The sequence below is a fragment of the Microbacterium sp. NPDC089987 genome (assembly GCF_044748505.1).
GTDB lineage: Bacteria > Actinomycetota > Actinomycetes > Actinomycetales > Microbacteriaceae > Microbacterium.
Genome location: NZ_JBIVGE010000002.1, coordinates 634,992 through 659,835, shown reverse-complemented (window position 1 = coordinate 659,835; position 24,844 = coordinate 634,992). Strand labels below are relative to the sequence as shown.

Here is a 24,844-nt window from a genome sequence, read left to right as displayed (position 1 = left end):
CTCGGGCGACCGGCGCTTTCGCGTGCCACTCGGAATCCGGATGCCAGGGATTGGCCTCCCGTTCACCTCGGCGTCACCCGGGTCGCGTAGAACTGTCGGTGCGCGGCCACAGAGCGTGACCAGATCGGGTGCCCGCCTCAGCCGCGCCGTGGTGAGCACGGCTCCCACCGCGGTCCCAGACCGCGAGACCCCCGCCGAATCGGGTCGGCGGGGGTCTCTTCATCTCAGCGCGAGCGCCGCGCGCTCGGGCGCTCAGCGGCGCAGGTGCGCCTGCACCTTCACCTCGCCCTTGGCGATGCTCACCAGCGTTCCCGGTCCCCCGGCGAAGTCGAGCGTCGAAGCCCAGACCGTGCCGTTGGAGGATGCGGCCACGCCCACCGCCCCGGGCAGTGCGGCGAACTGCGATACCTCGCCGTCCTTGACGACCGAGATCCCGGCGCCGAACAGCTCGGCGACGTACACGCGGTTCGCGGCGATGGCGAGGCTGGTCGGCCCGGAGAAGCCCGAGGCGACCTCGGTGATCGCGCCGGTCCGGCTGTCGATCCGCCAGAGGGCGCCGAGCGACGCCGACTCACCAGGGAAGCCGGGCAGCGTGGTGACGTAGATCGCGCCTCCGGGGCCGAGCGCGACCCCGGTGGGGACGGGCTCGGCGTAGTAGACATCTCCGATCGCGCACTCACCCAGTCCCAGCATCCCGGCCGTCTCGGCGGTGAGAGTGACCGGAACGGGCGGCAGCACCGCGAGCGTGCTGACCTCCCCCTTGTCGGTCACCTCGTACACCGCGTTGGAGGCGGCATCCGCGACCAGCCATCCCCGGTGCCAGGCGGTGACGCCGTAGACATGCGAGTCGTACAGGCCCGTGTAGGCCGTGCCCGCAGCGCAGCTCGTCGGGTCCGTGACGCCGTACGCACTGGCGGCATCGGGGTTGTTCGCGTCCTCGTACGCCCGCAGATCGACGTACCGGGTGCTGCCACGCGGGTCGCGGATGTTCAGGCCGCTCTCGGTGATGACGGGCGGCTCCGCCCCGCCGTCCTCGACCGATGACCCGTAGGCCATCCACGAGCCGCGCGTCGCGAGGCCCGCGAGCCCCGGAACGCCCTCGACGATGGGCGCGATGCTGCCGTCGGGCTGCAGCTGCCCGACGGTGCCGGTGCCGCCGTCGGCGACGAGCAGGCGGTGACCTTCGACGGCGAGACTGAACGGCGCTGCCAGCTGCGCCGACCATTCCTTCACCACCGGCGTTCGGTCCGCCGCCGACGCGAGCGCCGGCGTGGTGAGAGCGAGAGCCGAGACAGCACCCACTGCGATGAGTGCACGATGAACGCGCATGATGCCTCCGATTTCCCGGCCCGGCTTTCACGCCGAACCGTGTTCAAAACCGGGCGGAGCCTCCCCAGCAGACGTCCGGATGCCGAATGAGCCGACCTCGATGTCGGCTCGCCGACATCCTCCTCCCCGCTTCGTCCAAGTTCAAGAGCCTTCGGGTACGCCTCGGGGAAGGGCCGAGAGCGGCGCCGGATGCCGTCAGAGCCGCTCGAGGATGAGCGCGTTGGCCATGCCGCCGCCCTCGCACATGGTCTGCAGACCCAGGCGACCGCCCGTCGCCTCGAGGTGATCGAGAAGTGTGCCGAGCAGGCGAGTTCCCGAAGAGCCGAGAGCGTGCCCGAGGGCGATCGCCCCGCCGCGCGGGTTGAGCTTCGCCGGATCCGCCTCGAGTTCGGCAGCCCACGCGAGCGGCACCGAGGCGAACGCCTCGTTGACCTCGTACGCATCGAGGTCGTCGATGGTGAGTCCGGCGCGTTCCAGCACGCGACGCGTGGCGGGGATCGGGCCGGTGAGCATGAGCATCGGGTCGTCGCCGATCACGTCGAAGGCGCGGAAGCGCGCGCGCGGGGTGAGCCCGAGCTGCTCAGCGCGGTCGGCGCTCATCATGAGCGCGGCTGATGCTCCGTCGGTGAGCGGCGAGGAGTTGCCGGGGGTGATCGACCAGTTCAGATCGGTGAAGCGGGCAGCGAGCGCATCGGTGCGGAAGGATGCGGGCAGTCCGGCCAGCTTGTCGGCCGTGGTCCCCTCGCGGACGGTCTCGTCGATCCGGGCATCCGGGGCCTCCGGCACGGCGACCACGGTGCGGTCGAAGAACCCGTCGCGCCAGGCGCGAGCCGCGCGGGCGTGCGACTCGGCGGCGAACGCGTCGAGCCGCTCGCGCTCGAGACCCCAGCGCCGTGCGATGAGCTCGGCACTCACCCCCTGATTCACGAGCCCCTCGGGGTAGCGCTCGCGCAGTCGCGGCGACAGGGGCGACCCGCCGGCGGCGGAGGCGCCGAGCGGCACGCGGCTCATCGACTCCACGCCGCCGACGATGACGATGTCGTTCTCCCCGGCCGCGATCCCGGCTGCAGCGAAGTGCACGGCCTGCTGGCTCGAGCCGCACTGCCGGTCGATGGTCGTCGCGGGAACCGTCTCGTCGAAACCGGCGGCGAGCACCGCCTGCCGGGCGATGTTCATGGCCTGGTCCCCGACCTGGCTGACGCAGCCGAGCAGCACGTCGTCGACCTGCCCTGACTCGAGGCCGTTGCGCTCGAGGATGCTCTGCAGCACGCCGGCGGCGAGATCGACCGGATGCACGCCCGAGAGCATCCCGCCGGGCTTGCCCCGCCCCACCGGGGTGCGGACGACGTCGACGATCACGGCTTCGCTGCTCATGACTCCATCCTGCCCCTGTCCGGGGCGAGGGTCACCGATCGGCGCGAGTCACGCGAGAACGGGGTCGGGTGCGAGCGGATCCGCGAGCAGCCGGTCGAAGGCGGCGTCTGCGGCTCCGATGAGCAGACGGTCGGCGCCGAGGGCCGCGGATGCCAGCTGCAGGTCCTCCGCTGATGCGGCGAGCGCTCGCGCCCGCACCGCCGCATCGAAGGATCCGCGGTCGAGGTCGCGGAGCACTGCGAGGAAGCCGCCGAGGACGATCATCGAAGGGTTGAGCACGTTGACCGCATTGCGGAGAGTGGCGGCGAGGATCCGGCGCTGCCGAGACGCCTCCTCGCTCGCCTGCACGCCGGCGCTGTCACCCAGGGCGCGGGCGAGTTCGTCATCGTCGGCCGAGCCGAGGGCCGCGGACGCGAGCAGACGTGCGCGGTTGACCTCGTCTTCGAGCACGCCGTCCTCGACGCGTCTGTCTCTGGCATCCGCGATGCTCGCAGCCGTCTGGCCCCACTCCCCGGCGTACCCGCCTGCGCCGCCGATCAGCTGACCGTGCAGGATCAAGCCGCCGCCGATGCCGCTGGCGCCGCCGTTGAGGTACACGACGTCCGCGTGCTCTCGCGCCGCTCCGAACAGCCGTTCGGCTCGTGCGCCGTACGACGCGTCGTTGCCGACGGCGACCGGCAGCCCCAGTGCGTCCCCGAGAGGTCCGACGATCTCGGCGTCGCGCCAGCCGAGGTGCGGAGCGAGGCGCACGATCCCGTCGGCCGTGCGCACCAGTCCGGGCACGGCGACGCCCGCCCCCACGACACGACATCCCGCCAGATCCTCGCGCCATCCCTCGATCACGCGGGTGACGACGTCCACCATCTCCTCGACGTCGGGACGGGCGACGGCGACGCGTGCGCGACGGCGCATGGCGCCGCCCAGCGAGACCGCTCCGATCTCGATCGCATCGATCTCGGGGTTGATCCCGATGGCGACCACGTCGCGGCTCGGAGCGACGATGGGCGAGGGACGCCCGACCCGTCGCGTGGGATCCGGGTCGTGCTCATCGACGAGGCCCACCTCGGCGAGACGCGAGACGAGGTCGCTGACGGTGGATCGGTTGAGCCCGGTCTCAGCGGTGATCACCGCGCGCGAACGCGGTCCGCTGTGGTGCACCAGCCGCAGCACCTCGCCGAGGTTGGTGCGCCGTACGCCTTCGACCGTTGTGGCGCGTTCGCTCATGCTTGGTCTGCTTTCTGCCCGTGGATCCCCAGGCTACCGAGGAGCGCACCGCACCTTCACAGCCGGTCGCCGACCGGGATGTATTCCAGCGTCATGATCGCCAGCTCCCCCTGCGGGGCACTGCCGGAGCTGCTTGCGCACACACCCAGCCACAACCCCAGGAAGCCGCCGGTCGATGAGGCGTCCAGCTGCCGCGCATCGACGGTCGTCAGCGTCTGGTCGTCGTGCACGAGCTCGAGGTCGTATCCGCGCGCACGCAGCCGCAGCTCGATCTCCGCTCGATCAGGCAGCGTGCGCGAGGCGAGCAGGTGCTGCTCCCCGGCGCGCACGTGCACGGCGCTCAGGGTCAGGTCCCCGCCGGTGCGGGTGATGACAGCCGCGGCATGGTCCTGCTCCGACTGACGCACCACGAGCGCACCGCTCTCGCCGTCGGCCAGCCCTCCGACATCCAGCACACAGCGCAGGTCGACGTCGGCGTGCTGCTGCCGGATGCCCAGGAACGCGACCGTCGTGGCGTCGCGCAGCGTCGCCGATCGCGCCGGCATCCGCCACACCTCGCCGTCTGCGCGGGCGACCTCAGACGGCAGCGCGCGCAGCGCCGTCCACCGTGGGTCCTGCGGCGTCACCGCGCCCGCTCGACGATCGTCGGGCTGCCAGCATCCCGCCGGGGCAGGCTCCGCTGACCAGGGTGCCGTGATCCTCAGCGGCAGGCGCCCCTCCCCGGGGGCGAAGACCGGCCAGCCGTCCTGCCACTCGACCGGGCAGAGGAAGGTCTCGCGCCCCAGCGGGTAGTGGTGTCCGTCGGCCGCGCGCATCGCCAGCATCAGCGCCTGCCATGACCCGTCCGGCGCCTGCACCAGGTCGGCGTGCCCCGCCCCGATCACCTCCGCGCTGCGGCCGAGGTGACGGTGCGTGAAGACCGGATTCGCCCTGTTGCCGACGTACGGGCCGATCGCCGCGTCTGCGCGCGCGACGCTCACGGCGTGGTGGAACTCCGTACCGCCCTCCGCCGCGACGAGATGCCACTCGCCGTCGATGAGGTACAGGTGGGGGCCCTCCGCCCACACCGCGCCGTGCACGGCACCGCGCCAGATGACATGCTCGTCGCCGACCAGGGCGCGCTGCGCGGGAGAGTACTCCCGCACCCACACCTCCGTCTGGTCGTGCCACGCCGGCTCCGCCGCCAGGCGCGTGCCGTGCATCCACACCCGCCCGTCATCGTCGAAGGCCAGCGACGGGTCGATCCCGTCGACCTCGAGCATCACCGGATCGCTCCACGGACCCTGCGGCTGCTCCGCCGTGACGAGGAAGTTGCCCCCTCGACTCGGGTCATCGGGGTCGACGAGCGTGCACACCACCCAGAACAGACCCAGGCCATGGCGGATGGTGGGCGCGTACAGCCCACCGGATGAGCGGATGCCGTCGAAGTCGAGCATCCCCGCACGGTCGATGACGTGACCGATCGTCTGCCACCGCAGCAGGTCGCGTGAGCGCATCACCGGCAGTCCGGGGAGATACTCGAATGTCGAGGTCACCAGGTAGTACCACTCCCCGACCCGGCAGACCGAGGGGTCGGGATGGCAGCCGGGAAGCACCGGGTTGAGCGCCGTCACACCCGCACGCTCTCCGCGATCTCGACGGTGACGACCCGCGCGTCCGCGCCGGTCACCCGGTGCACGTCGCCGGTGAGCATCATGCTGCGCGGTGCGGTGGCGGCGCCGGGCAGCGCGATCTGCTCACGGGTGCGCTCGTTCGAGATCGCACCGCCGGTCGTGCCGGCCAGATCGGCGGCGGGCGCGGATGCGGCGGCGTGGGCAGCAGCCCACACCTGCACGTCTCCGGGCTCGACGACCCGGGTGAGCGTGCGGTCGGTGAACGCGAAGCGCCCGGCCGGGACGTCGAAGCTCACTCGCCGGCTCTCACCGGGCTCGAGTGCCACACGCGCGTAGCCGAGCAGCTGTGCCACCGGTCGGGTGACGCTGGCCACGACATCGCGGCCGTACAGCTGCACGATCTCGTCGCCGGGCAGGTCGCCCGTGTTGGTCACGGTGACCGAGGCGGTGAAGCGCCCTGCTGTGCTCGCCTCGGCGGGCAGCTCGAGGTCGTCGTAGGCGAAGCTCGTGTACGACAGCCCGAATCCGAATGGCCGCAGCGGTGTCGGATCGGTCGCCGTCACCTCCGACGGTCCGCCGAGGATGGGATGCAGGTAGCTGTACGGCTGTGCGCCCGAGAAGCGCGGCAGGCTCACCGGCATCCGGCCAGACGGCGTGACCTCTCCGGTCAGCACCTGAGCGAGCGCCGTGCCGCCGGCTTCACCGGGGAAGAACGACTGCAGCACGGCGGCCGGTCGCACGGCGCCCTCCAGCGCCCAGTCGATCGCGTAGGGGCGGCCGGTCAGCAGGACCATGACGACCGGCGTGCCGGTCTCGGCCACCCGCTCGACGAGCTCGCGCTGCACGCCCGGAAGGTCGAGCGACTGCACGTCGTTGCCCTCGCCGACCGTGCCGCGGCCGAACAGGCCCGCCTGGTCGCCGACCACCACGACGGCCAGGTGGGAGTCCGCCGCTGCTCGAGCGGCCTCGTCGAACCCCGACCTGTCGGAGCCCTCGACATCGCATCCGCGCAGGTGCACGATCTCGGCATCCGGCATCGCCGCGGTGAGCGCTTCGCGCACTGTGGGGATCTCGAAGCCCACCTCGTGGTCGGGGTGATGAGCGAGCACGTGGTTGGCGAAGGAGTAGCAGCCCTGCAGCGCATCGGAGCGGTCGGCGTTCGGCCCGATGAGAGCGATGCGCAGAGCGGGGTCGGCGATCGGCAGCACCCCGTCGTTCGCGAGCAGCACGATCGACTCGGCGGCCAGACGCAGCGCGGCGTCGCGGTGCGCTGCGGTGTCGAGATCGATGACGGCGGGCGGCTCGTCCTGGAACGCCTCCGGGTCGAGCAGCCCGAGCTGCTCCTTCTGCGAGAGCACGCGGATGACCGCCCGGTCGAGGTAGGCCTCGTCCAGCTGCCCGGCGCGCACCCGCTCGATGAGAGGGGCGAGGTAGGCGTCTCCGGACGGCAGCTCGACGTCGATTCCGGCCTTCAGCGCGAGCTCGGCGGCCTCGCCGCGGTCACGGGCGACGGCGTGCATGACCTCGAGGAAGGCGACCGCGAAGTAGTCGGCGACGACGACCCCGTCGAAGCCGAGCTCATCGCGCAGAAGCTCCGTGAGCAGCGCCGGATCGGATGCCACGGGCACGCCGTCGATCTCGGAGTAGCTGTTCATGACGCCGCGCGCGCCGCCGTCGCGGATCGCCATCTCGAACGGCGGCAGGAAGACATCGGCGACCTCGCGCGGGCCGGCCGAGACCGGGGCGTGGTTGCGCCCCGCGCGTGAGCCGGAGTAGCCGAGGAAGTGCTTGAGCGTGGCGTGCACCCCCTGCGACTGCAGACCCTGCACGTAGGCGGTGCCGATGGTGCCGACCAGGTACGGATCCTCGCCGATGCACTCGTCGACGCGGCCCCAGCGCGGGTCGCGGATCACATCGAGCACGGGCGCGAGTCCCTGGTGGATGCCCAGCTCGCGCATCGACTGCCCGATCAGCGCGCCCATCTCGGCCACGAGCTCCGGATCGAACGAGGCGCCCCAGGCAAGCGGGGTGGGGAACGTCGCCGCCTTCCAGGCGGCGAGGCCCGTCAGGCACTCCTCGTGCACGATCGCGGGGATGCCCAGACGCGTCTCGCGCTGCAGTCGCCGCTGCTCATCCCACAGCCAGGCGGCCCGCTCGGCAGGCTCGACCGGACGGGTGCCGTACACGCGCGTGAAGTGGCCGATGCCATGGCGGGTGATCTCGCTCAGCGCGTTCGACGCGCCTGCGGACGCCATCTCGTTCTGCATCGGCGCGACCACGTCACCGCCCTGGTCGAGCCAGTAGCCGACGAGCTGCGCGGCCTTCTCGTCGAGGCTCATCTGCGCGAGGAGCTCGGTCACGCGCGGCGAGGCGGCCGGAAAGGCGGGCACACCCTGCGAGGTGGTCGGGGATGAGGTGCGGTCGAACATGTCAGCCCTTCACGGCTCCGGTCAGTCCGCCGACGATGCGGCGCTCGAACAGGCTGAAGAAGACCAGTGCGGGCAGCATCGACAGCGAGGTGTAGGCCAGCACCCGGGCGGTGTCGACCGAGTACTGGGAGGCGAAGTTCTGCACACCCAGCGGCAGGGTGAACAGGCTCTGGTCGCTGAGGATGAACAGCGGCAGCATGTAGCCGTTCCAGGCACCCACGAACGCCAGGATTCCGACGGTGATGACACCGGGCAGGCTGAGCGGCAGGACCATGCGCCAGAAGAAGCCCAGTCGCGACGCGCCGTCGATCGACGCCGCCTCTTCGAGCTCCTTGGGAATGGCGCGCAGGAACGGCACGAGGATGATGATCGTCATCGGCAGGGCGAAGGCGATCTGCGGGAGGATGATGCCGGCGAGGCTGTTCACCAGTCCGAGGTTGCGGATGAGGATGTACAGCGGCGTGATGGCGACGGTCACCGGGAACATCAGTCCGGCGGCGAAGAGCGAGTACATCAGACCGCGTCCGCCGAAGTCGTACCGTGCGATCACGTAGCTGGCCATGAGACCGAGCAGCACCGCACCCGCGGTGGTGCCCACAGCCGAGATGGTGGAGTTCATCATGGCGACCCAGAACTCCGAGCTCGCCAGCACGTCGCCGTAGTTGGCGAACTGCCAGGGCGTGGGGAATCCCGACGGGTCGAGGGTGATCTGCGAGTTCGTGCGGAACCCGCCGATGATGATGTACAGCACCGGGGTGATGCAGATGGCGATCAGCACGAGCGCGACCAGGTAGACCGCGGGGCTGCCCCACTTGACGCCGGACTCGCGCACGCGGCGCGGCCCCTTGGGCGTGATCGCCTGGATGGCGACCCGTGTGTTCAGGCTGTCGGCACTCACTTGCGCTTCCTTCCGCCGTCGCCGGTCAGTGCGCCCTCGGTGTCGCGGCGCAGGACGAAGCGCTGGTAGAACAGCGCGACGATGAGCGTGATGATGAACAGCATCACGGCGACGGCGTTTCCGAAGCCGTAGCTGCCGGCCAGGTGGCCGTTCTGGTACATGTAGGTCGCCATCGTGGAGGTGCCCGCGGTGGCGGCGATGTACTGGCCCCAGATGATGTTGACCAGGTCGAAGAGCTGCAGCGATCCGATGATCGACAGGAACGCCCAGATCCGGATGGTCGGTCCCAGCAGGGGGACGGTGATCGCCCACTGGGTCTTCCAGAAGCCGGCGCCGTCGATGGCGGCGGCTTCGTAGAGCTCCTCGGGGATGGACTGCATGCCCGCCAGCATGAGGATGACGGCGAAGCCGAGGTACTTCCAGGTGATGATGATCATCAGCGACGACATGGCGATCGCCGGATCGGCGATCCATGACTGCTGGAAGTCGCCCAGGCCCCACTTCTCGAGCAGGGAGTTCAGGGCTCCGGCATCCTGCAGCATCAGGCTCCAGCCGATGCCGACGATCACCTCGGAGATGACGTAGGGGACGAAGATCAGGATGCGGATGATCGAGCGTCCGCGGATCTTCTGGTTCATCAGCAGCGCGAACAGGATCGCGACGGGGCCCTGCAGCAGCAGCGACAGCACCAGGATGATGCCGTTGTGCATGACGGCCTGACGGAACGTGTCGTCCTGCCAGATCATGACGTAGTTGTCGAGGCCGATGAACTCGGTCGGCCAGCCGAAGCCGTTCCACTTGAAGAAGCCGTAGAACGCGGCCATCGCCACCGGCAGGATGACGAAGCCGAGGAACATGATCAGGGCGGGGCCTGAGAGGAGCGCGATCTCACCGCGCTTGCGCCAGTCGGCCCGCCGCGGCCGCCGCTCCGGAGCGGGCGTCGAGCCCGCCCCGGAGACGGCGTCCTTCTCAGGCACCGTGGTGCGCTGCAGTGCCTGGGTGTCGTGCATGGTTCGGTCAGCCTCGCGCCTGCGCCTTGACGACGGTGTCGACGAGCTTCTCCGGGCTGCCCTGACCTGCGAGCATCTCGACGACGCTGGTGTTCAGCGCGTTCCCGACGTTCTGGCCGAGAGCGGTGTCGAGCCAGAGGGCGACGTACGGGGCCTTCTGGTACGCCTCCATCAGGGGCTTCAGCGAGGGGTCGGTGACCGCGCCGGTCGCCTCCTGCGACGCGGGGATCGTCTGGAACGCGACCGCGTACTTCTCCTGCCAGTCCTTCGTCGAGACGAAGTTCAGGAACTTCTCGCACGACGCCGGGGAGTCCTTGGCGCACGAGTAGCCGTCGACGCCGCCCATCATGGCACCGGCGCCGCCCGCTCCGCCTTCGACCTCAGGGAACGGGAACCAGCCGAGGTCGGGCAGCGGCTGCTCGTCAGGCGTGAGGCTGGCGATCACGCCCACGTCCCAGGCGCCCATGAGCTCCATGCCCGCCTTGTGATTGGCGATGAGGCCGGCGGACGAGTTGGCGCCCTCCTGCGGATCCGTGGTCAGGAAGCCCTTGTTGAACGGCTCGGTGGCGGCGAACTCCTGGAAGTCCTTCGCGGCTTCGAGCCAGCACGGGTTGGTGAAGTCGGCGTCGGTGACGAGGTTCTCGATGACGTCCTGGTCACAGGCGCGCACTGCGAAGAAGTAGTACCAGTGCGCTGCCGGCCATGCCGCCTTGGCGCCGAGGGCGATCGGCGCGACGCCGGCACCCTTGAGCTTCGAGACGGCGTCGTTGAGCTCATCGAAGGTGGTGGGCTCGGAGGCGATGCCCGCCTGCTCGAAGAGATCCTTGCTGTAGAACATGCCGCCGGGAAGCACGGCGCTGGGCATGCCGTAGATCTTGCCGTCGATGGTGAATGCACCGAACGGCGCGTCGCCCATGGCCTTCTTGACGTCGTCGTCGATGAGGTCGGTGAGGTCCTTCACCTTGTCGGCGTTGACGATGTCGGCCAGCTTGCCGCCGCCACGCGCCATGAAGATGTCGGGCATGTCACCGGAGTTGACGGCGGTCTGCAGCTTGCCGTCCATGTCCTCGTTCTGGATCGACGTGACCTTGATGGTCACATCCTTGTTCTCCTTCTGGAACGCCGCCGCAGCGTCTTCCCAGTACTGCTTGCCCTCACCGGTGGTGGAGTTGTGCCACATGGTCAGCGTGTCGCCGCCACCGTCTCCGCCTGTCGAGCCCGAGCAGCCGCTCAGGCCGAGCGCTCCCACGGCCACGACGGCAGCCGCCGCAAGCCAGGTCTTCCGGATCTTCATGCTGTGTCTCCTCATCGTTGAGTGGCTGGGTGCGGGATTTGTTGCCGACGACACCCAATCTCGTCGGCACCACTCTGGCACCTCACTCTCATCATGTCAATCGTTATCGATAACGTTTTCTCTCAGTAGGCTGTGATGATGGCCGCCCGCACCACCATCCACGACGTCGCGAGAGCCGCCGGCGTCTCGGTCGCCACCGTCTCGAAGGCGGTGAACGGTCGCGACGGCGTCGCCCCTGCCACCCTTAGCCACGTCATGAGCGTGGTCGAAGAGCTGGGATACGCGAGCTCGCTCGTGGCGACATCGATGCGCCGTCAGCAGACGAACGTGATCGGGGTGCTCGTCGCCGAGTTCGAGCCGTTCGCGGTGCAGCTTCTGCAGGGGGTGTCCGCCGCGCTGCAGAACACCCGCTACGACGTGCTCGCGTACGCCGGCAGCGTCTCCGCCGGCGAGCACCTGGGATGGGAGCGTCGCTCGCTCTCCCGCCTCGGCGGAACGCTCATCGACGGCGCCATCATCGTCACGCCGACCACGACCCCCGCCCAGGCCACCGTCCCGATCGTGGCCGTCGACCCGCACGCCGGGCCGAAGGGCACGTCGACGGTGAGCGTGCGCAACCGCGACGGCGCTCACGCGGCCGTCGAGCACCTGATCAGCCTCGGGCACCGGCGAATCGGGCACCTGCGCGGTCGCACTGATCTCGAGTCGGCGCATCAGCGCGAGGAGGGCTACCGACGTGCTCTGCACGAGGCGGGCATCCCCTTCGATCCCGCCCTCGTCGTCGATGGCGGGTACCGCGCCGCGGATTCCACCGCCGGCGCTCACCGGCTGCTCGACCTCGCCGATCGCCCCACCGCGATCTTCGCCGCCAACGATCAGTCGGCGATCGAGGTGATGCGCGTCGCCGTCGAACGCGGGGTGCGCGTTCCGCAGGACCTCTCCGTGGTCGGATTCGACGACGTGCCCGAGGCAGCCTCGCACGAACCGCAGCTCACCACGGTGCGCCAGCCCCTGCACGAGATGGGGATGATCGCCGTGCGCGTGCTGCTCGACATGCTCGACGACGGGACCCATGAGGATGTGCGCCTGCCCGCCGAGCTCATCGTCCGCGCGTCGACCGCTCCCCCCGCACGCTGAGGCGACCCTCCGCCCGCTGCACTTGGCCCGCCGCAATTCGCGTGCCGTATGCAGGCGAAGGCGTTGCGTCTTCGGCATCCGGTTGATATGTTCGGCTCTACAACATTTCACCGACGTCGCTGAAGGCGGATCACATGTCTCTCACCCCCACCAAGGCCGACCGATTCTCGTTCGGACTCTGGACCATCGGCTACAACGGCACCGATCCGTTCGGTGGCCCCACCCGTCCGGCACTCGACGTCGTGCACGCGGTCGAGAAGCTCGACGAGCTCGGCGCGTACGGGCTGACGTTCCACGACGACGATCTGTTCGCCTTTGGATCGACCGACGCCGAGCGGCAGAAGCAGATCGACCGGCTGAAGGGCGCGCTGGCCGCTACCGGCCTCGTGGTGCCCATGGTCACCACGAACCTGTTCAGCGCCCCGGTCTTCAAGGACGGCGGCTTCACCTCGAACGACCGTCAGGTGCGTCGCTTCGCGCTGCGCAAGGTGCTGCGCAACGTCGACCTCGCAGCCGAACTGGGCGCCAAGACGTTCGTCATGTGGGGCGGTCGCGAGGGCGCCGAGTACGACTCGGCGAAGGACATCCAGGCCGCCCTCGAGCGCTACCGTGAGGCGGTCAACCTGCTCGGCGACTATGTCACCGACAAGGGCTACGACATCCGCTTCGCCATCGAGCCGAAGCCCAACGAGCCCCGCGGTGACATCCTGCTGCCCACGCTCGGGCACGCGATCGCCTTCATCGACTCGCTGGAGCGTCCCGAGATGGTCGGCCTGAACCCCGAGGTCGGACACGAGCAGATGGCCGGGCTCAACTTCACCGCCGGCATCGCCCAGGCGCTGTACCACGGCAAGCTCTTCCACATCGACCTGAACGGCCAGCGCGGCATCAAGTACGACCAGGATCTCGTGTTCGGCCACGGCGACCTGAACAACGCCTTCTCGCTGGTCGACCTGCTCGAGCACGGCGGCCCGAACGGCGGCGCCGCATACGACGGTCCCCGTCACTTCGACTACAAGCCGAGCCGCACCGAGGACGAGACCGGTGTCTGGGACTCGGCTGCCGCCAACATGCGCATGTACCTGCTGCTCAAGGAGCGCGCCGAGGCGTTCCGCGCCGACCCCGAGGTGCAGGAGGCCCTGGCCGCCGCGAAGGTCGCCGAGCTCGCCCAGCCCACCCTGAGCGACGGCGAGTCGTACGACGACCTGCTCGCCGACCGCAGCGCCTACGAGGAGTTCGACGCCGACGCGTACCTGGGCGGACACGGCTTCGGCTTCGTGCGCCTGCAGCAGCTGGCCACCGAGCACCTGATGGGCGCGCGCTGAGCTGACCCCTCCCCGAGGGAGCTGACGGAAGGATGCCGTGATGGCACTCGTGATGGGGGTCGACTCGTCGACCCAGTCCTGCAAGGTCGTCGTACGGGATGCCGTGACGGGAACCGTCGTGCGCACCGGGCGTGCGTCCCACCCCGACGGCACCGAGGTGGATCCCGAGGCGTGGTGGGATGCCCTGCAGCGGGCGCTCGCCGACGCCGCCGGCGCGCACGGCGCCGTGATGGACGACATCGCCGCCTGGTCTGTCGGCGGTCAGCAGCACGGCATGGTCGCCCTCGACGAGCACGGACAGGTGATCCGCCCGGCGCTGCTGTGGAATGACACGCGCTCCGCCGGCGCCGCCGCCGACCTGGTGGCCGAGCTGGGTGCCGAGCAGTTCAGCATCCGCACCGGCGTCGTGCCGGTGGCGTCCTTCACGGTCACCAAGCTGCGCTGGCTCGCCGACCACGAACCGCACAATGCCGCGCGCGTCGCCGCGGTCGCCTTGCCGCACGACTGGCTCACCTGGCGGCTGCGCGGCTTCGGCCCCGACGACCCGCAGCTCGACGAGCTGGTGACCGACCGCTCGGATGCCAGCGGCACCGGCTACTGGGGCTCGGACGGCTACGACCGCGACATCCTCTCGCTCGCGCTGCGACGCGATGCCTCCGACATCGTCCTGCCGCGGGTGCTCGGCCCGACCGAGCACGTCACCGCGAAGGACGGCGGGATCGTCGCCCCCGGCGCGGGCGACAACGCGGGGGCGGCGCTGGGTCTCGACGCCCGCAGCGGAGACGCGGTGGTGTCGATCGGGACGTCCGGCACGGTGTTCGCGGTGACCGACACCCCGGCCCACGACGCGAGCGGAACCGTGGCCGGGTTCGCGGACGCGGCGGGTGGGTGGCTGCCGCTCATCGCGACGCTGAACGCGGCCCGGGTGATGGATGCCACGGCAGCCCTGCTCGGAGTGGACCACGCCACCTTCAGCGAACTCGCCCTGAACGCCGACCCCGGCGCGGGCGGGCTGGTGCTGCAGCCCTGGTTCGAGGGCGAGCGCACGCCCAATCTGCCCGACGCCACCGCCACCCTGTTCGGCATGACCCTGGCGGGCACCACCCGCGAGAACCTTGCCCGCGCGGCGATCGAGGGTGTGCTCTGCGGCCTGGCTCACGGTCTGGATGCGATCCGCGCGCAGGGGGTCTCGCCGACCCGCATCCTGCTGATCGGCGGCGCGGCGCAGAGCCGCGCCGTGCAGACGATCGCCGCGCAGGTCTTCGACGTTCCCGTCGTCGTGCCCGCGCCGCAGGAGTACGTGGCGCTCGGCGCCGCCGCTCAGGCCGCGTGGGCGCTCACCGGCGAGCGCCCGCGGTGGGCGGCCGGCGGGGCGGCTCCCGTGCCTGTGGCGTCGGTTCCCGGCATCCGTGCGCAGTACGCCGCGCGGCTGCCCTAGCCGGTAGTCTCGGTACGCCGAGAAACCACATCCGGCATGAGCCTCACGTTCACGCGTGGTGACTCATGCCGGATGTGGTTTCTCACGGCGTCGGCCGGGCAGGTCAGAGGGCGCGGATCGTCCAGGACGCCGTGTGCTCGTCGCCTGGTTCGATCACGACGAGGCCGGCGCCGGAGTTGAAGGCATCCGGCGCGCAGGTCATCGGCTCCACAGCCAAACCGATCCGATGCGTCGCCTCGTCAGCGGGGGTGTCGGCGGTGTGGATCTGCACCCAGGGGCACGCCTCGTCCCAGATCACGGCCGTGCCGCCGCCGTCCGGTGAACGCACCTCGACGGTGGTCAGCCCGTCCGTGCGCGCGAGCCCGGTGAAGGCGTGATCGATGAACGTGTCGCCGATCGTGCGCGGCGTGCGGAAATCCCACTGCGGATGCCGGTCAACCGACTCGACCGCGATCGGGCTCAGCCGATCGTCGGTCACGGTGAGGACCTCGGATGCCGGCAGCGAGAGCGTCCACGCGTCGACGGCCGAGCGGGAGGAGCGGTCGGCGACCAGGTAGGGGTGCGGGCCCGTGCCCCAGGGCGCGGCATCCGCCCCGAGGTTGCGGCCGGTGACCACCTGGGTAAGCCCGCCGGCGTCGAGACGGTACTCCACCTCGACCTGCACCCGGAACGGATAGCCCAGCTGCGGCTCGATCACCGCGGTCAGCACCACCCGGTCCGGCTCGACGACCTGATCGGCGAACTCCAGCCAGGCTGCGAGTCCGTGCAGGGCCTGCCCGCGTGACGGCTCGGTGAGCGCGAGCTGGTGCTCTGCGTCGGCGAACGAGTACTGCCCGTCGACGATCCGGTTCGGCCATGGCGCCAGTGTCGCGCCGCGGTAGTTGGGTCGCACCTCGTCGGCGTCGAACGGCACGACGAGGTCGCGCCTCTCGTGGGTCAGCGTGCGCAGGGTCGCGCCGACGCTGGCGATCACGGCCTCGTAGCCGTGGCCGGCGATGGAGAGCTGACGTCCGGAGACCGGCGTCATCACAGACCCTGCGCGAGGCGGTGGTAGGCCGCGTTCCAGCGGACCTGGTTCTGGAACCCGGGCAGCGTCGTCGATTCGTCGATGACGAGCAGCTCGACCTCGGCCATCTCGGCGAAGTCGCGGAACGCCTCGATGCCCACGGCGGTCGACATGACCGTGTGGTGTGCGGCGCCGGCCGTCAGCCAGGCGGCGGCGCTGGTGGTGAAGTCGGGTGCGGGCTTCCACACCGCGCGACCCACCGGCAGGTTCGGAAGGGCGGCGCGGGGCTCGACGTTCTCGACGACATTCGCCGTGAGCCGGAAGCGGTCGCGCATGTCGCTCAGCGCGACGACGACAGCGGGGCCCGGGTCAGCGGTGAAGACCAGACGCACCGGGTCGTCCTTGCCGCCGATGCCCAGCGGGTGGATCTCCAGAGTCGGCTTCTTCGTGGTGAGCGACGGCGAGACCTCGAGCATGTGCGCGCCGAGGATCAGCTCGTCACCGGGAGTCATGTCGTAGGTGTAGTCCTCCATGAGGCTTGCGCCACCGGGCAGCCCTGCGCCCATCACGTTCGCCACCCGCACGAGGATCGCGGTCTTCCAGTCGCCCTCGGCGCCGAACCCGTAGCCCTCGGCCATCAGGCGCTGCACGGCGAGGCCGGGGAGCTGCTTCAGCGCGCCGAGGTCCTCGAACGAGGTGGTGAAGGCGCCGAAACCGCCCTCCTCGAGGAACGAGCGCAGACCGATCTCGATGGCGGCGCCGTCGCGCAGCGACTGGTGGCGGTCGCCGCCACGGCGCAGCTCGGGAGCGACCTCGTACAGCTCCTCGTACTCGGCGACGAGGGCGTCGATGTCGGACGATGAGGCGGCGGCCACGGCATCCGCCAGGTCGTTCACACCCCACGTGTTCACCTGCACGCCGAAGCGCAGCTCGGCCTCGGTCTTGTCGCCCTCGGTGACGGCGACGAAGCGCATGTTGTCGCCGAACCGGGCGAGCTTCAGCGAGCGGGCAGCGGCGAGACCTGCGGCGGCGCGCTGCCACGTCGCGAGCTCCTGGCGCAGACGCGGGTCGGAGGCATGCCCCACGATCGTCTTGCGCGGCACGCCGAGGCGGGTCTGGATGTACCCGAACTCGCGGTCGCCGTGCGCGGCCTGGTTGAGGTTCATGAAGTCGAAGTCGATGTCGGCCCACGGCAGCTCGACGTTCGCCTGCGTGTGCAGGTGCGCGAGCGGCTTCTGCAGCGCGTCGAGGCCGGCGATCCACATCTTCGCGGGGCTGAACGTGTGCATCCAGGCGACGAGGCCGATCACCCGGTCATCGGCGTTGGCCTCGAGCGCGATGCGCTTGATGGATGCCGAGTCGGTGAGCACCGGCTTCCAGACGATCCTCACGGGCACCTCGGCGGCCTCGTCGAGGGTGCGCGCGATCTGCTGCGACTGCTCGGCGACCTGGGCGAGGGTCTCGGGGCCGTAGAGGTGCTGGCTGCCGGTGAGGAACCAGACCTCGTACTCGTCGAGGGTGGTGGTGAGCGGCGTGCGAGTCATGGGAGTTCCTTGCGTGTCGGCCCGGATGGGCGGTTCAGGCGAATCGTGGGTCAGAGTGCGGCGACCGCAGCGGCTTCGACGGCGATGCCGGCCCGGTAGCGGTCGAGGTAGGCGGCGTACCCGGCGACGTCCTCGGGGAGCGGCTCGGCGACGCGGAGGCCGGCGTCGGCGAAGACGCGCTCGGCGAGGTGGTCGCCCAGCGGCCGGTCGGATCCGACGAACGCGGCGAGCACGGCGATGCCCCAGGCCCCGCCTTCGGATGCCGTGTCGCCGACCGCGACGGGCGCGTTCAGCGCTCCGGCGAGGAAGCGCTGCGCGACCCCCGCGGTGCGGAAGATGCCGCCGTGCGCGAACATCCGCTCGATCGTCACGCCCTCGTGGGCGAGCACCTGCATGCCGAGCGCGAGCGTGCCGAACACTCCGTACAGCTGGGCGCGCATGACGTTGGCGAGGGTGAATCGGCTTTCGGGCGTGCGCACGAACAGCGGCCGCCCCTCGTCGGTGCCGGCGATCGGCTCGCCCGCGAGGTGGTTGTAGGCGAGCAGGCCGCCTGCGTCCGGTTCGCCCTCGAGCGCCTCTCGGAACAGCGTCTCGAAGACGGCGTCCGCTGACTGCGGGGTGGCGGATGCCTCGGCGAATCGGGCGAACATGCCCACCCACGCCGCGAGCTCGCTGGCGCCGTTGTTGCAGTGGACCATGGCGACGGCATCGCCGGCCGGGGTGGTCACGAGGTCGAGCTCGTGGTGCACCTCGGCGAGCGGACGCTCGAGCACCACCATCGCGAAGATGCTGGTGCCCGCGCTGACGTTGCCCGTGCGGGGCGAGACGGCGTTGGTCGCGACCATGCCCGTGCCGGCGTCGCCTTCCGGCGGGCAGAACGGGATGCCCGGCTGCAGCGCGCCGGTGGGATCGAGCAGCGCGGCACCCGCGGCGGTCAGCGTGCCGGCCTCGCAGCCGGCGACGAGCGCCTCGGGCAGCATCGCGCGCAGGTCGCCGCCGGTGTGCGCGTCGTAGCGCTCGATGAGCGCCTGGTCGTAGTCGCGGGTGGCGGAGTCGATCGGGAACATGCCGGACGCGTCTCCGACGCCGAGCACGCGGCGCCCGGTCAGCTGCCAGTGCACGTATCCGGCGAGAGTGGTGAAGAAGCGCACCTCGTCGACGTGCGGCTCGGCGTCGAGCTGCGCCTGCCGCAGGTGGGCGATCGACCAGCGCAGCGGGATGTTCACGCCGAGCAGCTCGGTCAGCTCCGCGGCGGCGGCGCCGGTGTTCGTGTTGCGCCAGGTGCGGAACGGCACGAGAAGATCGCCGGATCGGTCGAACGGCAGATAGCCGTGCATCATCGCCGAGACGCCGATCGCGCCGAACGTGGTCGGACGGACGCCGTAGCGGTCGAGGGCGTCGGCGATGAGACCGGCGTACGCCTCCTGCAGGCCCGTCCACACGGCGTCGAGCGAGTAGGTCCACAGGCGGTTCTCGAACCTGTTCTCCCAGTCGTGGAAGCCGGTGGCGAGCACCTCGTGCGTGTCGGCGTCGATGAGGCACGCCTTGATGCGCGTCGAGCCGAGCTCGATGCCGAGCGCGGTGCGGCCCGAGCGGATGGCCTCCAGCGGGGTCCCTGAGTCCTGTCGAAGGGTCATCGGCGGGCGTCCGAGTTCTGTCCGTACACGTTCTGGTACCGGTCGAAGAGCGCGTCGATCGCCTCCTGCGGGATGGGGATGAGCGGTCCTGCCTCGCGTGCGTGGTGCACGGTGCGGGCGACATCCTCGACCATGACGGCCGCCTTCACGGCATCCTTCGCGTCGACTCCGATCGTGAACGGACCGTGGTTCTGCATCAGCACAGCGCGCGAGCGGTGGCCGGTGAGGGTGTCGACGATCCCGCGTCCGATGGAGTCATCGCCGATGATCGCGAACGGCCCGACGGGGATCGGCCCGCCGAACTCGTCGGCCATGGCCGTGATCACGCAGGGGATCTCCTCGCCACGGGCCGCCCAGGCGACCGCGTAGGTCGAGTGGGTGTGCACCACGCCGCCCACCTCGGGCATGTGGCGGTACACGTAGGCGTGCGCGGCGGTGTCGCTCGACGGCGACCGGTCGCTGCCCTCGCTGCCGGGGATGACGTTGCCGTCGAGGTCGCAGAGGATCATGTTGCTCGCAGCCAGATCGTCGTACGAGACGCCGCTCGGCTTGATCACGAAAAGATCGGCACCGGGAACCCGGCCCGAGACGTTGCCGCCGGTCCAGACGACGAGGCCGTAGCGGACGAGTTCAGCGTGCAGGCGCGCGACGTCGGCGCGCACGACCTGGATGGCGGCTTCCACCTCGGGGGTGAAGGGGGCTTCATTGCTCACGGGTACCTCGGTGGCTCGACGGGAGAAACGGTCTATGTGACCGGTCACAGAAGTCTGACACGGCAGCGGCGCATCGGTCAACAGGCCGCGGCGTCGGACTCATCTCGCGGGGGTGCGATCGACGACCTCGCGCGGAGCACGGGCCGGACGGGGTCGCGGGGCGCTGCCGCCTCGCCGATCACCGCCGCCACCGCGCGACGAGCGAGTTCGTCGAAGTCCTGCCGGACGGTGGTCAGCGGCGGCCAGTAGTGCTCGGCATCCGGCACGTCGTCGAAGCCGACCACGCTCACATCCCCCGGCACATCGAGACCCGCCTCGCGCAGGCCGGTGATCAGACCGAGGGCCATCTGGTCATTCGCGCTGAAGACGGCCGTGACCCCGAGCTCGCGCACGGTCGCCGCCGCGGCGTGTCCGGATGCCGCCGACCAGTCCCCCACGATCACCGGCCCGCTCGGCATGCCGCGGGCGGCGAGCTCCCGCGCGTATCCCTCGGCGCGCGACTCCGCCTCGAGCCAATCCGCGGGGCCGGCCAGATGCGCGATGCGCGTGTGGCCCGCATCGGCGAGCGCGGCGACGGCCAGCCGTGCGCCGGCGGCCTGGTCGACCGAGAGCCCGCGTGCACCTCGCCCTGAGGCGTGCAGCGTGACGATCGGCACGCCGATCTGCAGGGCATCCAGCGCATCCATGGTCTGCACGTGCGGCGCCACGACGACGATCCCCTCGACCCCCTGCGACACGAGATGCTGCACCGCGGCGACGACGGCGCCGGCATCGCCGGCATCGGCGAACGCCGCACTGACCCAGTAGCCGGCGCCGCGCGCCCTCGCCTCGATCGCCGCGAGGCTGCGCGAGGGCCCGTACTGCAGCGCGTCGGATGCCAGCACGCCGAGCGTGCGCGACCGCCGGGTGCCCAGAGCCCTGGCGGCGTTGTTGACGCGATACCCGAGCTCTGCCATGGCCGCGAGCACGCGCTCGCGGGTCTCGGCCGCGACCTCGGGATGCTCGTTGAGCACGCGCGACACCGTCTGCCGGGAGACGCCCGCGCGTGCGGCGACATCGCGCACGCCGACCGGTCGCCTGCCCATCGCATCCACGTCGCTCACCGTCCTGAGTGTACGGCTCGGCCGGCGGAGATCCCCCGCCGGCCGACCCGATGCACCGCTACTCCTTCTTGCGGATCACCGCGCGCTGCAGCAGCACGAAGACGAGCAGGATGCCGCCGGTGATGATCGTGGTCATCTCGGGCGGGATGCCGCCGTCGCGGGTGATGAGCACGGTCATCAGTCCCAGCACGAGCGCGCCGACCACGGAGCCGAGCACGTATCCGTAAGCACCCGTGAGCACCGTGCCGCCGATCACCGCAGCGGCGATCGCGTCGAGCTCCCACCCGATGCCCGTGATGTTCTGGGCCGTGCCGAGGCGCGCCGTGTAGAGCACGGCGGCGACTCCGGAGAGCGTGCCGCTGATCACGTACACCAGGATCTTGCTGCGGTGCACGGGCAGACCCATCAGCAGCGCCGAGCTCTCCGATCCGCCGATCGCGTACACCGTGCGACCGGTGCGGGTGCGATGCAGCACGAAGAACGCGATCGCGACGACGAGGACCGCGACGATCACCGAGGGGGTGATCGTGAGGTCGTTGACCTTCGGGCCGTCGATCACCTTGATCTTCTCGCCCATCCAGCGAATCGGCGAGTCCTCGGGGAGACGCTCGGGCTTCGTGCTCAGCAGCGATGCCAGGCCGCGCCCGAGGAACATCATGGCGAGCGTCGCGATGAACGGCTGCACGTTGAAGTACCTGATGAGCAGCCCCGAGCACAGCCCGAAGGCCGAGCCCATGGCGATCATCGCCACGACCACGAGCAGCGGAGGCCACCCGGCGCCGGCGAGCATGACGCCCGCGACCGACGAGAACGCGATGATCGATCCGACCGACAGGTCGATGCCGCCGGTGAGGATCACGAACGTCAGCGCGACGGCCAGCACGATCAGGTGCGCATTGTTGATGAGCAGGTTCGACAGGGTGCTCGCCTGCACGATGCGCCCGTAGGCGATCTCGCCGTAGACGATCATGGCGACGAAGATGACGACCGAGGCGATGGTCGGCAGGATCGACGGGTTCGCCGTGATCGCACGGCCCACGCGCGCGGTGAGGCTCGCGCGGGAGGGCGCAGCGGGTGTCGCGGTCATGGTGGTCATGCCGCCACCTCCTTCATCTCGGACGTCTCGGCGCGCGAAGTGGGGGCCGAGGTGCGACGACGTCGGAACCAGGCGCGCACGCGCTCGGACTGCAGCAGGCAGATGACGATGATCACCGTCGCCTTGAAGGCGGGGGTCGCCGACGACGAGACGCCGAGGAAGAGCACCGTCTTGTCGAGTGTGGCGATCAGCAGCGCGCCGACGAACGCGCCCGAGAGCGAGAACTTGCCCCCCATCAGGGATGCCCCGCCGATGACGACGGCGAGTATGGCGTCGAGCTCGAGCTGATAGCCGGTGCGCGAGATGTCGACCGTCATCACGCTTCCCACCGACATCACGCCGGCGATGCCGGCGAGCACGCCGCTGAGGATGTAGGCCGTCAGCAGCAGGCCCTTCGGCTTGATGCCGGCCATGCGGCTCGCGCGGGGGTTGATGCCGATCGCCTCGATCATCAGCCCGAGGGCGCTGCGGCGCACCACCCAGCCGACGGCGATCACGATCGCCAGGGCGAGCAGGAAGACGACCGGGATGCCGATGATGTAGCCGTTCGCGATCCAGCGGTAGGCGTCGTTGCTGGCTGCGGTGTTCTGCCCGCCGGTGATCACCTTCGCGATGCCGCGCCCGGCCAGCATCAGCACCAGTGTGGCGATGAACGGCTGCAGCCCGACATACGCGACGAGCACGCCGTTCACGGCGCCCAGCAGCCCGGTGATCGCGAGCGACAGCCCGACGGCGGTGAGCGCGGAGCCCACCGAGGTGCCTCCGGTGCTGCGCAGGAACTCCATCGACACGGCGCCGGCGACCGCCATGAGCGAGCCGACCGACAGGTCGATGCCCGCGGTGGCGATCACGAGGGACATGCCTATCGCGATCATCATGATCGGCGCGGCCTGGCGCAGGATGTCGATGACGTTGCCGACGAGATGGCCGTTGTTCGGGTTGACGGACAGGGCGAGGTAGCCGGGATCCTTCAGCACGTTCAGCAGCAGCAGCGCGACGATCGCGATGATGCCCCAGAAGAACGGCTTGTGGACCAGGTCTCGCAAGACGGTGGTCGCGTTCTTCATCGCGTCCCCTCCTCTGCGGTGGATGCGGAGATGGTATCGGGCAGGGCGCCCTCGGCCTCGTCGAGTGTGGCAGCCGCGGCATCCGTACCGTGCGCGGCGATGACGTCGACGATCTGCTCGGCGTTGACCTCCGGGCCGTTCTGGATCTCCCCGATCTTCTCGTGGTCCTTCAACACGACGATCCGCTCGGAGAGACGGACCACCTCCTCCAGCTCCGACGAGACGAAGACGACGGCCACGCCGTCCTCGGCGAGCGCCGCGACGGCCTCCTGGATCTCAGCCTTGGCACCCACATCGATCCCTCGGGTGGGCTCGTCGAGGATGAGCAGCTCGGGCTTGGTGGCCAGCCACCGCCCGAGCAGCACCTTCTGCTGGTTGCCGCCCGAGAGGTTCTTGATCATGCGGTTCGGGTCGGCGGGACGCACGTTCAGCTCGGCGATGTACTTCTCGACGATGGCGTCCTGCTCCTTGCGCGGGAGCGGCCGCGCCCAGCCGCGCTCGGCCTGCACGGCGAGGATGATGTTCTCGCGCACGGTGAGGTCGCCGATGATGCCCTCGTCACGCCGGTTCTCGGTCGAGAACGCGATGCGCGCCGCGAGCCCGTCGGCGGGCGACTTGAGATCGATGTCGCGACCGTGCAGCTGGATCGCGCCCTGGTCTGCGCGGTCGGCGCCGTAGAGGAGGCGGGCGAGTTCGGTGCGGCCGGAGCCGAGCAGGCCGGCGAAGCCGACCACCTCGCCGGGGCGGATGTCGAGATCCGTGGGCTCGACCGAGCCACGGCGGGCGATTCCGGATGCCGACAGCAGCGGCTTCTCGTCGGCATCGCGCGGCTCGGTGCGCCGGTTGCCGCCGAGCGACTTGAGCGCGTCGAGGTCCTTACCGATCATCTTCGAGATCAGCGCATGGCGGTTCAGGTCGCGGGTGAGGTACTCGCCCTCGTACCGTCCGTTGCGCAGCACGGTGAGCCGGTCGCTGATGGCGTAGATCTGGTCGAGGAAGTGCGACACGAAGAGGATCGCGACTCCCTGGTCGCGCAGCGTGCGCATCACGGTGAACAGCCCCTCGACCTCGGCCGCGTCGAGGCTGGAGGTCGGCTCGTCGAGGATGAGCACCTTGGCCTTGACCGCCATCGCACGGCTGATCGCGACGAGCTGCTGCACGGCGATCGACAGGGTCGAGAGGGGCTTGTGGGTGTCGAGGTGCGAGAGGCCGAGCCTCCCGAGCGCCTCGGTGGCCGCGCGATGCGTCGCACGCCAGTCGACTCCGAACGGACCGCGCATCTCATGGCCCAGCATCACGTTCTCGCCGATGCTGAGGTTGGGGGCGAGGTTCACCTCCTGGTACACCGTCGAGATGCCGGCGTTCTGTGCGTCGCCGGTGCCGCTGAACTGCCGCTCCTGGCCCGCGACCAGAATCGAGCCCGAGTCGATCCGGTAGACGCCGGTGAGCGCCTTGATGAGGGTGGACTTGCCGGCGCCGTTCTCGCCCATCAGGGCGTGCACCTCGCCGGGGAAGAGCCGGAACTCGACGTCGTCCAGGGCCTTCACGCCCGGGAACTCGATAGAGATCCCGCGCATCTGCACGATGGGCAGTTCTTCGGTCATCGT

At 70.2% G+C, this 24,844-nt stretch carries 19 protein-coding genes; 3 read left to right on the top strand and 16 right to left on the bottom strand.

The window, feature by feature from the left end:
- Positions 1–252 precede the first annotated feature (252 nt).
- From ACIPV2_RS10795 to ACIPV2_RS10760, 8 genes are all read right to left on the bottom strand, one after another.
- Positions 253–1,329: a ScyD/ScyE family protein gene (locus ACIPV2_RS10795; RefSeq protein WP_400841100.1), complete on the bottom strand. Its 1,077-nt coding sequence runs from the start codon at positions 1,327–1,329 to the stop codon at positions 253–255.
- Positions 1,330–1,524: 195 nt separating this feature from the next.
- Positions 1,525–2,703 (bottom strand): thiolase family protein, encoded by a 1,179-nt coding sequence (locus tag ACIPV2_RS10790; RefSeq protein WP_400841098.1) that lies wholly within the window; start codon positions 2,701–2,703, stop codon positions 1,525–1,527.
- A gap of 48 nt (positions 2,704–2,751) precedes the next feature.
- Positions 2,752–3,927, bottom strand: a complete 1,176-nt coding sequence (locus ACIPV2_RS10785; protein WP_400841096.1) for an ROK family protein — start codon at positions 3,925–3,927, stop codon at positions 2,752–2,754.
- A 56-nt stretch (positions 3,928–3,983) separates the two neighbouring features.
- Positions 3,984–5,540, bottom strand: a complete 1,557-nt coding sequence (locus ACIPV2_RS10780) for a family 43 glycosylhydrolase (RefSeq protein WP_400841094.1) — start codon at positions 5,538–5,540, stop codon at positions 3,984–3,986.
- Positions 5,537–7,969, bottom strand: a complete 2,433-nt coding sequence (locus tag ACIPV2_RS10775; protein WP_400841092.1) for a glycoside hydrolase family 3 N-terminal domain-containing protein — start codon at positions 7,967–7,969, stop codon at positions 5,537–5,539. The genes ACIPV2_RS10780 and ACIPV2_RS10775 overlap by 4 nt, the downstream gene beginning before the upstream one ends.
- A 1-nt stretch (position 7,970) precedes the next feature.
- A complete protein-coding gene (locus ACIPV2_RS10770; RefSeq protein WP_400841814.1) occupies positions 7,971–8,834 on the bottom strand; it encodes a carbohydrate ABC transporter permease in 864 nt (287 codons plus the stop codon).
- 29 nt (positions 8,835–8,863) lie between these two features.
- The gene (locus tag ACIPV2_RS10765) at positions 8,864–9,877 is read right to left on the bottom strand and encodes a carbohydrate ABC transporter permease (RefSeq protein ID WP_400841090.1); all 1,014 of its coding nucleotides are present in this window, start codon (positions 9,875–9,877) and stop codon (positions 8,864–8,866) included.
- 7 nt (positions 9,878–9,884) lie between these two features.
- Positions 9,885–11,171 (bottom strand): extracellular solute-binding protein, encoded by a 1,287-nt coding sequence (locus ACIPV2_RS10760; protein ID WP_400841088.1) that lies wholly within the window; start codon positions 11,169–11,171, stop codon positions 9,885–9,887.
- Positions 11,172–11,309: 138 nt separating this feature from the next.
- On the opposite strand from ACIPV2_RS10760, the gene ACIPV2_RS10755 reads away from it, so the two are divergent.
- From ACIPV2_RS10755 to xylB, 3 genes are all read left to right on the top strand, one after another.
- Positions 11,310–12,308 carry a LacI family DNA-binding transcriptional regulator gene (locus tag ACIPV2_RS10755; protein ID WP_400841086.1) on the top strand — a complete coding sequence of 333 codons (999 nt, stop codon included), beginning with the start codon at positions 11,310–11,312 and terminating at the stop codon, positions 12,306–12,308.
- A gap of 134 nt (positions 12,309–12,442) precedes the next feature.
- Complete coding sequence (xylA, locus tag ACIPV2_RS10750) at positions 12,443–13,633, top strand: xylose isomerase (RefSeq protein WP_400841084.1); 1,191 nt, start codon at positions 12,443–12,445, stop codon at positions 13,631–13,633.
- A gap of 40 nt (positions 13,634–13,673) precedes the next feature.
- Positions 13,674–15,071, top strand: coding sequence for a xylulokinase (gene xylB, locus ACIPV2_RS10745; RefSeq protein ID WP_400841083.1), 1,398 nt, complete (start codon positions 13,674–13,676; stop codon positions 15,069–15,071).
- A gap of 103 nt (positions 15,072–15,174) precedes the next feature.
- Here the strand turns inward: xylB and ACIPV2_RS10740 are convergent, their stop codons facing one another.
- The 8 genes from ACIPV2_RS10740 to ACIPV2_RS10705 form a co-directional block, all read right to left on the bottom strand.
- The gene (locus tag ACIPV2_RS10740; protein ID WP_400841082.1) at positions 15,175–16,098 is read right to left on the bottom strand and encodes an aldose 1-epimerase family protein; all 924 of its coding nucleotides are present in this window, start codon (positions 16,096–16,098) and stop codon (positions 15,175–15,177) included.
- Positions 16,098–17,621 (bottom strand): L-arabinose isomerase, encoded by a 1,524-nt coding sequence (gene araA, locus ACIPV2_RS10735; RefSeq protein WP_400841079.1) that lies wholly within the window; start codon positions 17,619–17,621, stop codon positions 16,098–16,100. Before araA ends, ACIPV2_RS10740 begins: the two co-directional genes overlap by 1 nt.
- A 50-nt stretch (positions 17,622–17,671) precedes the next feature.
- Positions 17,672–19,258, bottom strand: a complete 1,587-nt coding sequence (locus ACIPV2_RS10730; RefSeq protein WP_400841077.1) for a xylulokinase — start codon at positions 19,256–19,258, stop codon at positions 17,672–17,674.
- Positions 19,255–19,971 (bottom strand): L-ribulose-5-phosphate 4-epimerase, encoded by a 717-nt coding sequence (locus ACIPV2_RS10725; protein WP_400841075.1) that lies wholly within the window; start codon positions 19,969–19,971, stop codon positions 19,255–19,257. Before ACIPV2_RS10725 ends, ACIPV2_RS10730 begins: the two co-directional genes overlap by 4 nt.
- A 77-nt stretch (positions 19,972–20,048) precedes the next feature.
- A complete protein-coding gene (locus tag ACIPV2_RS10720) occupies positions 20,049–21,056 on the bottom strand; it encodes a LacI family DNA-binding transcriptional regulator (protein ID WP_400841812.1) in 1,008 nt (335 codons plus the stop codon).
- Positions 21,057–21,132: 76 nt separating this feature from the next.
- On the bottom strand, positions 21,133–22,170 hold the full coding sequence (locus tag ACIPV2_RS10715; RefSeq protein ID WP_101187727.1) for an ABC transporter permease: 1,038 nt from the start codon (positions 22,168–22,170) through the stop codon (positions 21,133–21,135).
- Positions 22,167–23,237, bottom strand: coding sequence for an ABC transporter permease (locus ACIPV2_RS10710; RefSeq protein WP_400841072.1), 1,071 nt, complete (start codon positions 23,235–23,237; stop codon positions 22,167–22,169). Before ACIPV2_RS10710 ends, ACIPV2_RS10715 begins: the two co-directional genes overlap by 4 nt.
- Positions 23,234–24,841: a sugar ABC transporter ATP-binding protein gene (locus ACIPV2_RS10705; RefSeq protein ID WP_400841070.1), complete on the bottom strand. Its 1,608-nt coding sequence runs from the start codon at positions 24,839–24,841 to the stop codon at positions 23,234–23,236. Before ACIPV2_RS10705 ends, ACIPV2_RS10710 begins: the two co-directional genes overlap by 4 nt.
- Positions 24,842–24,844: the final 3 nt, after the last annotated feature.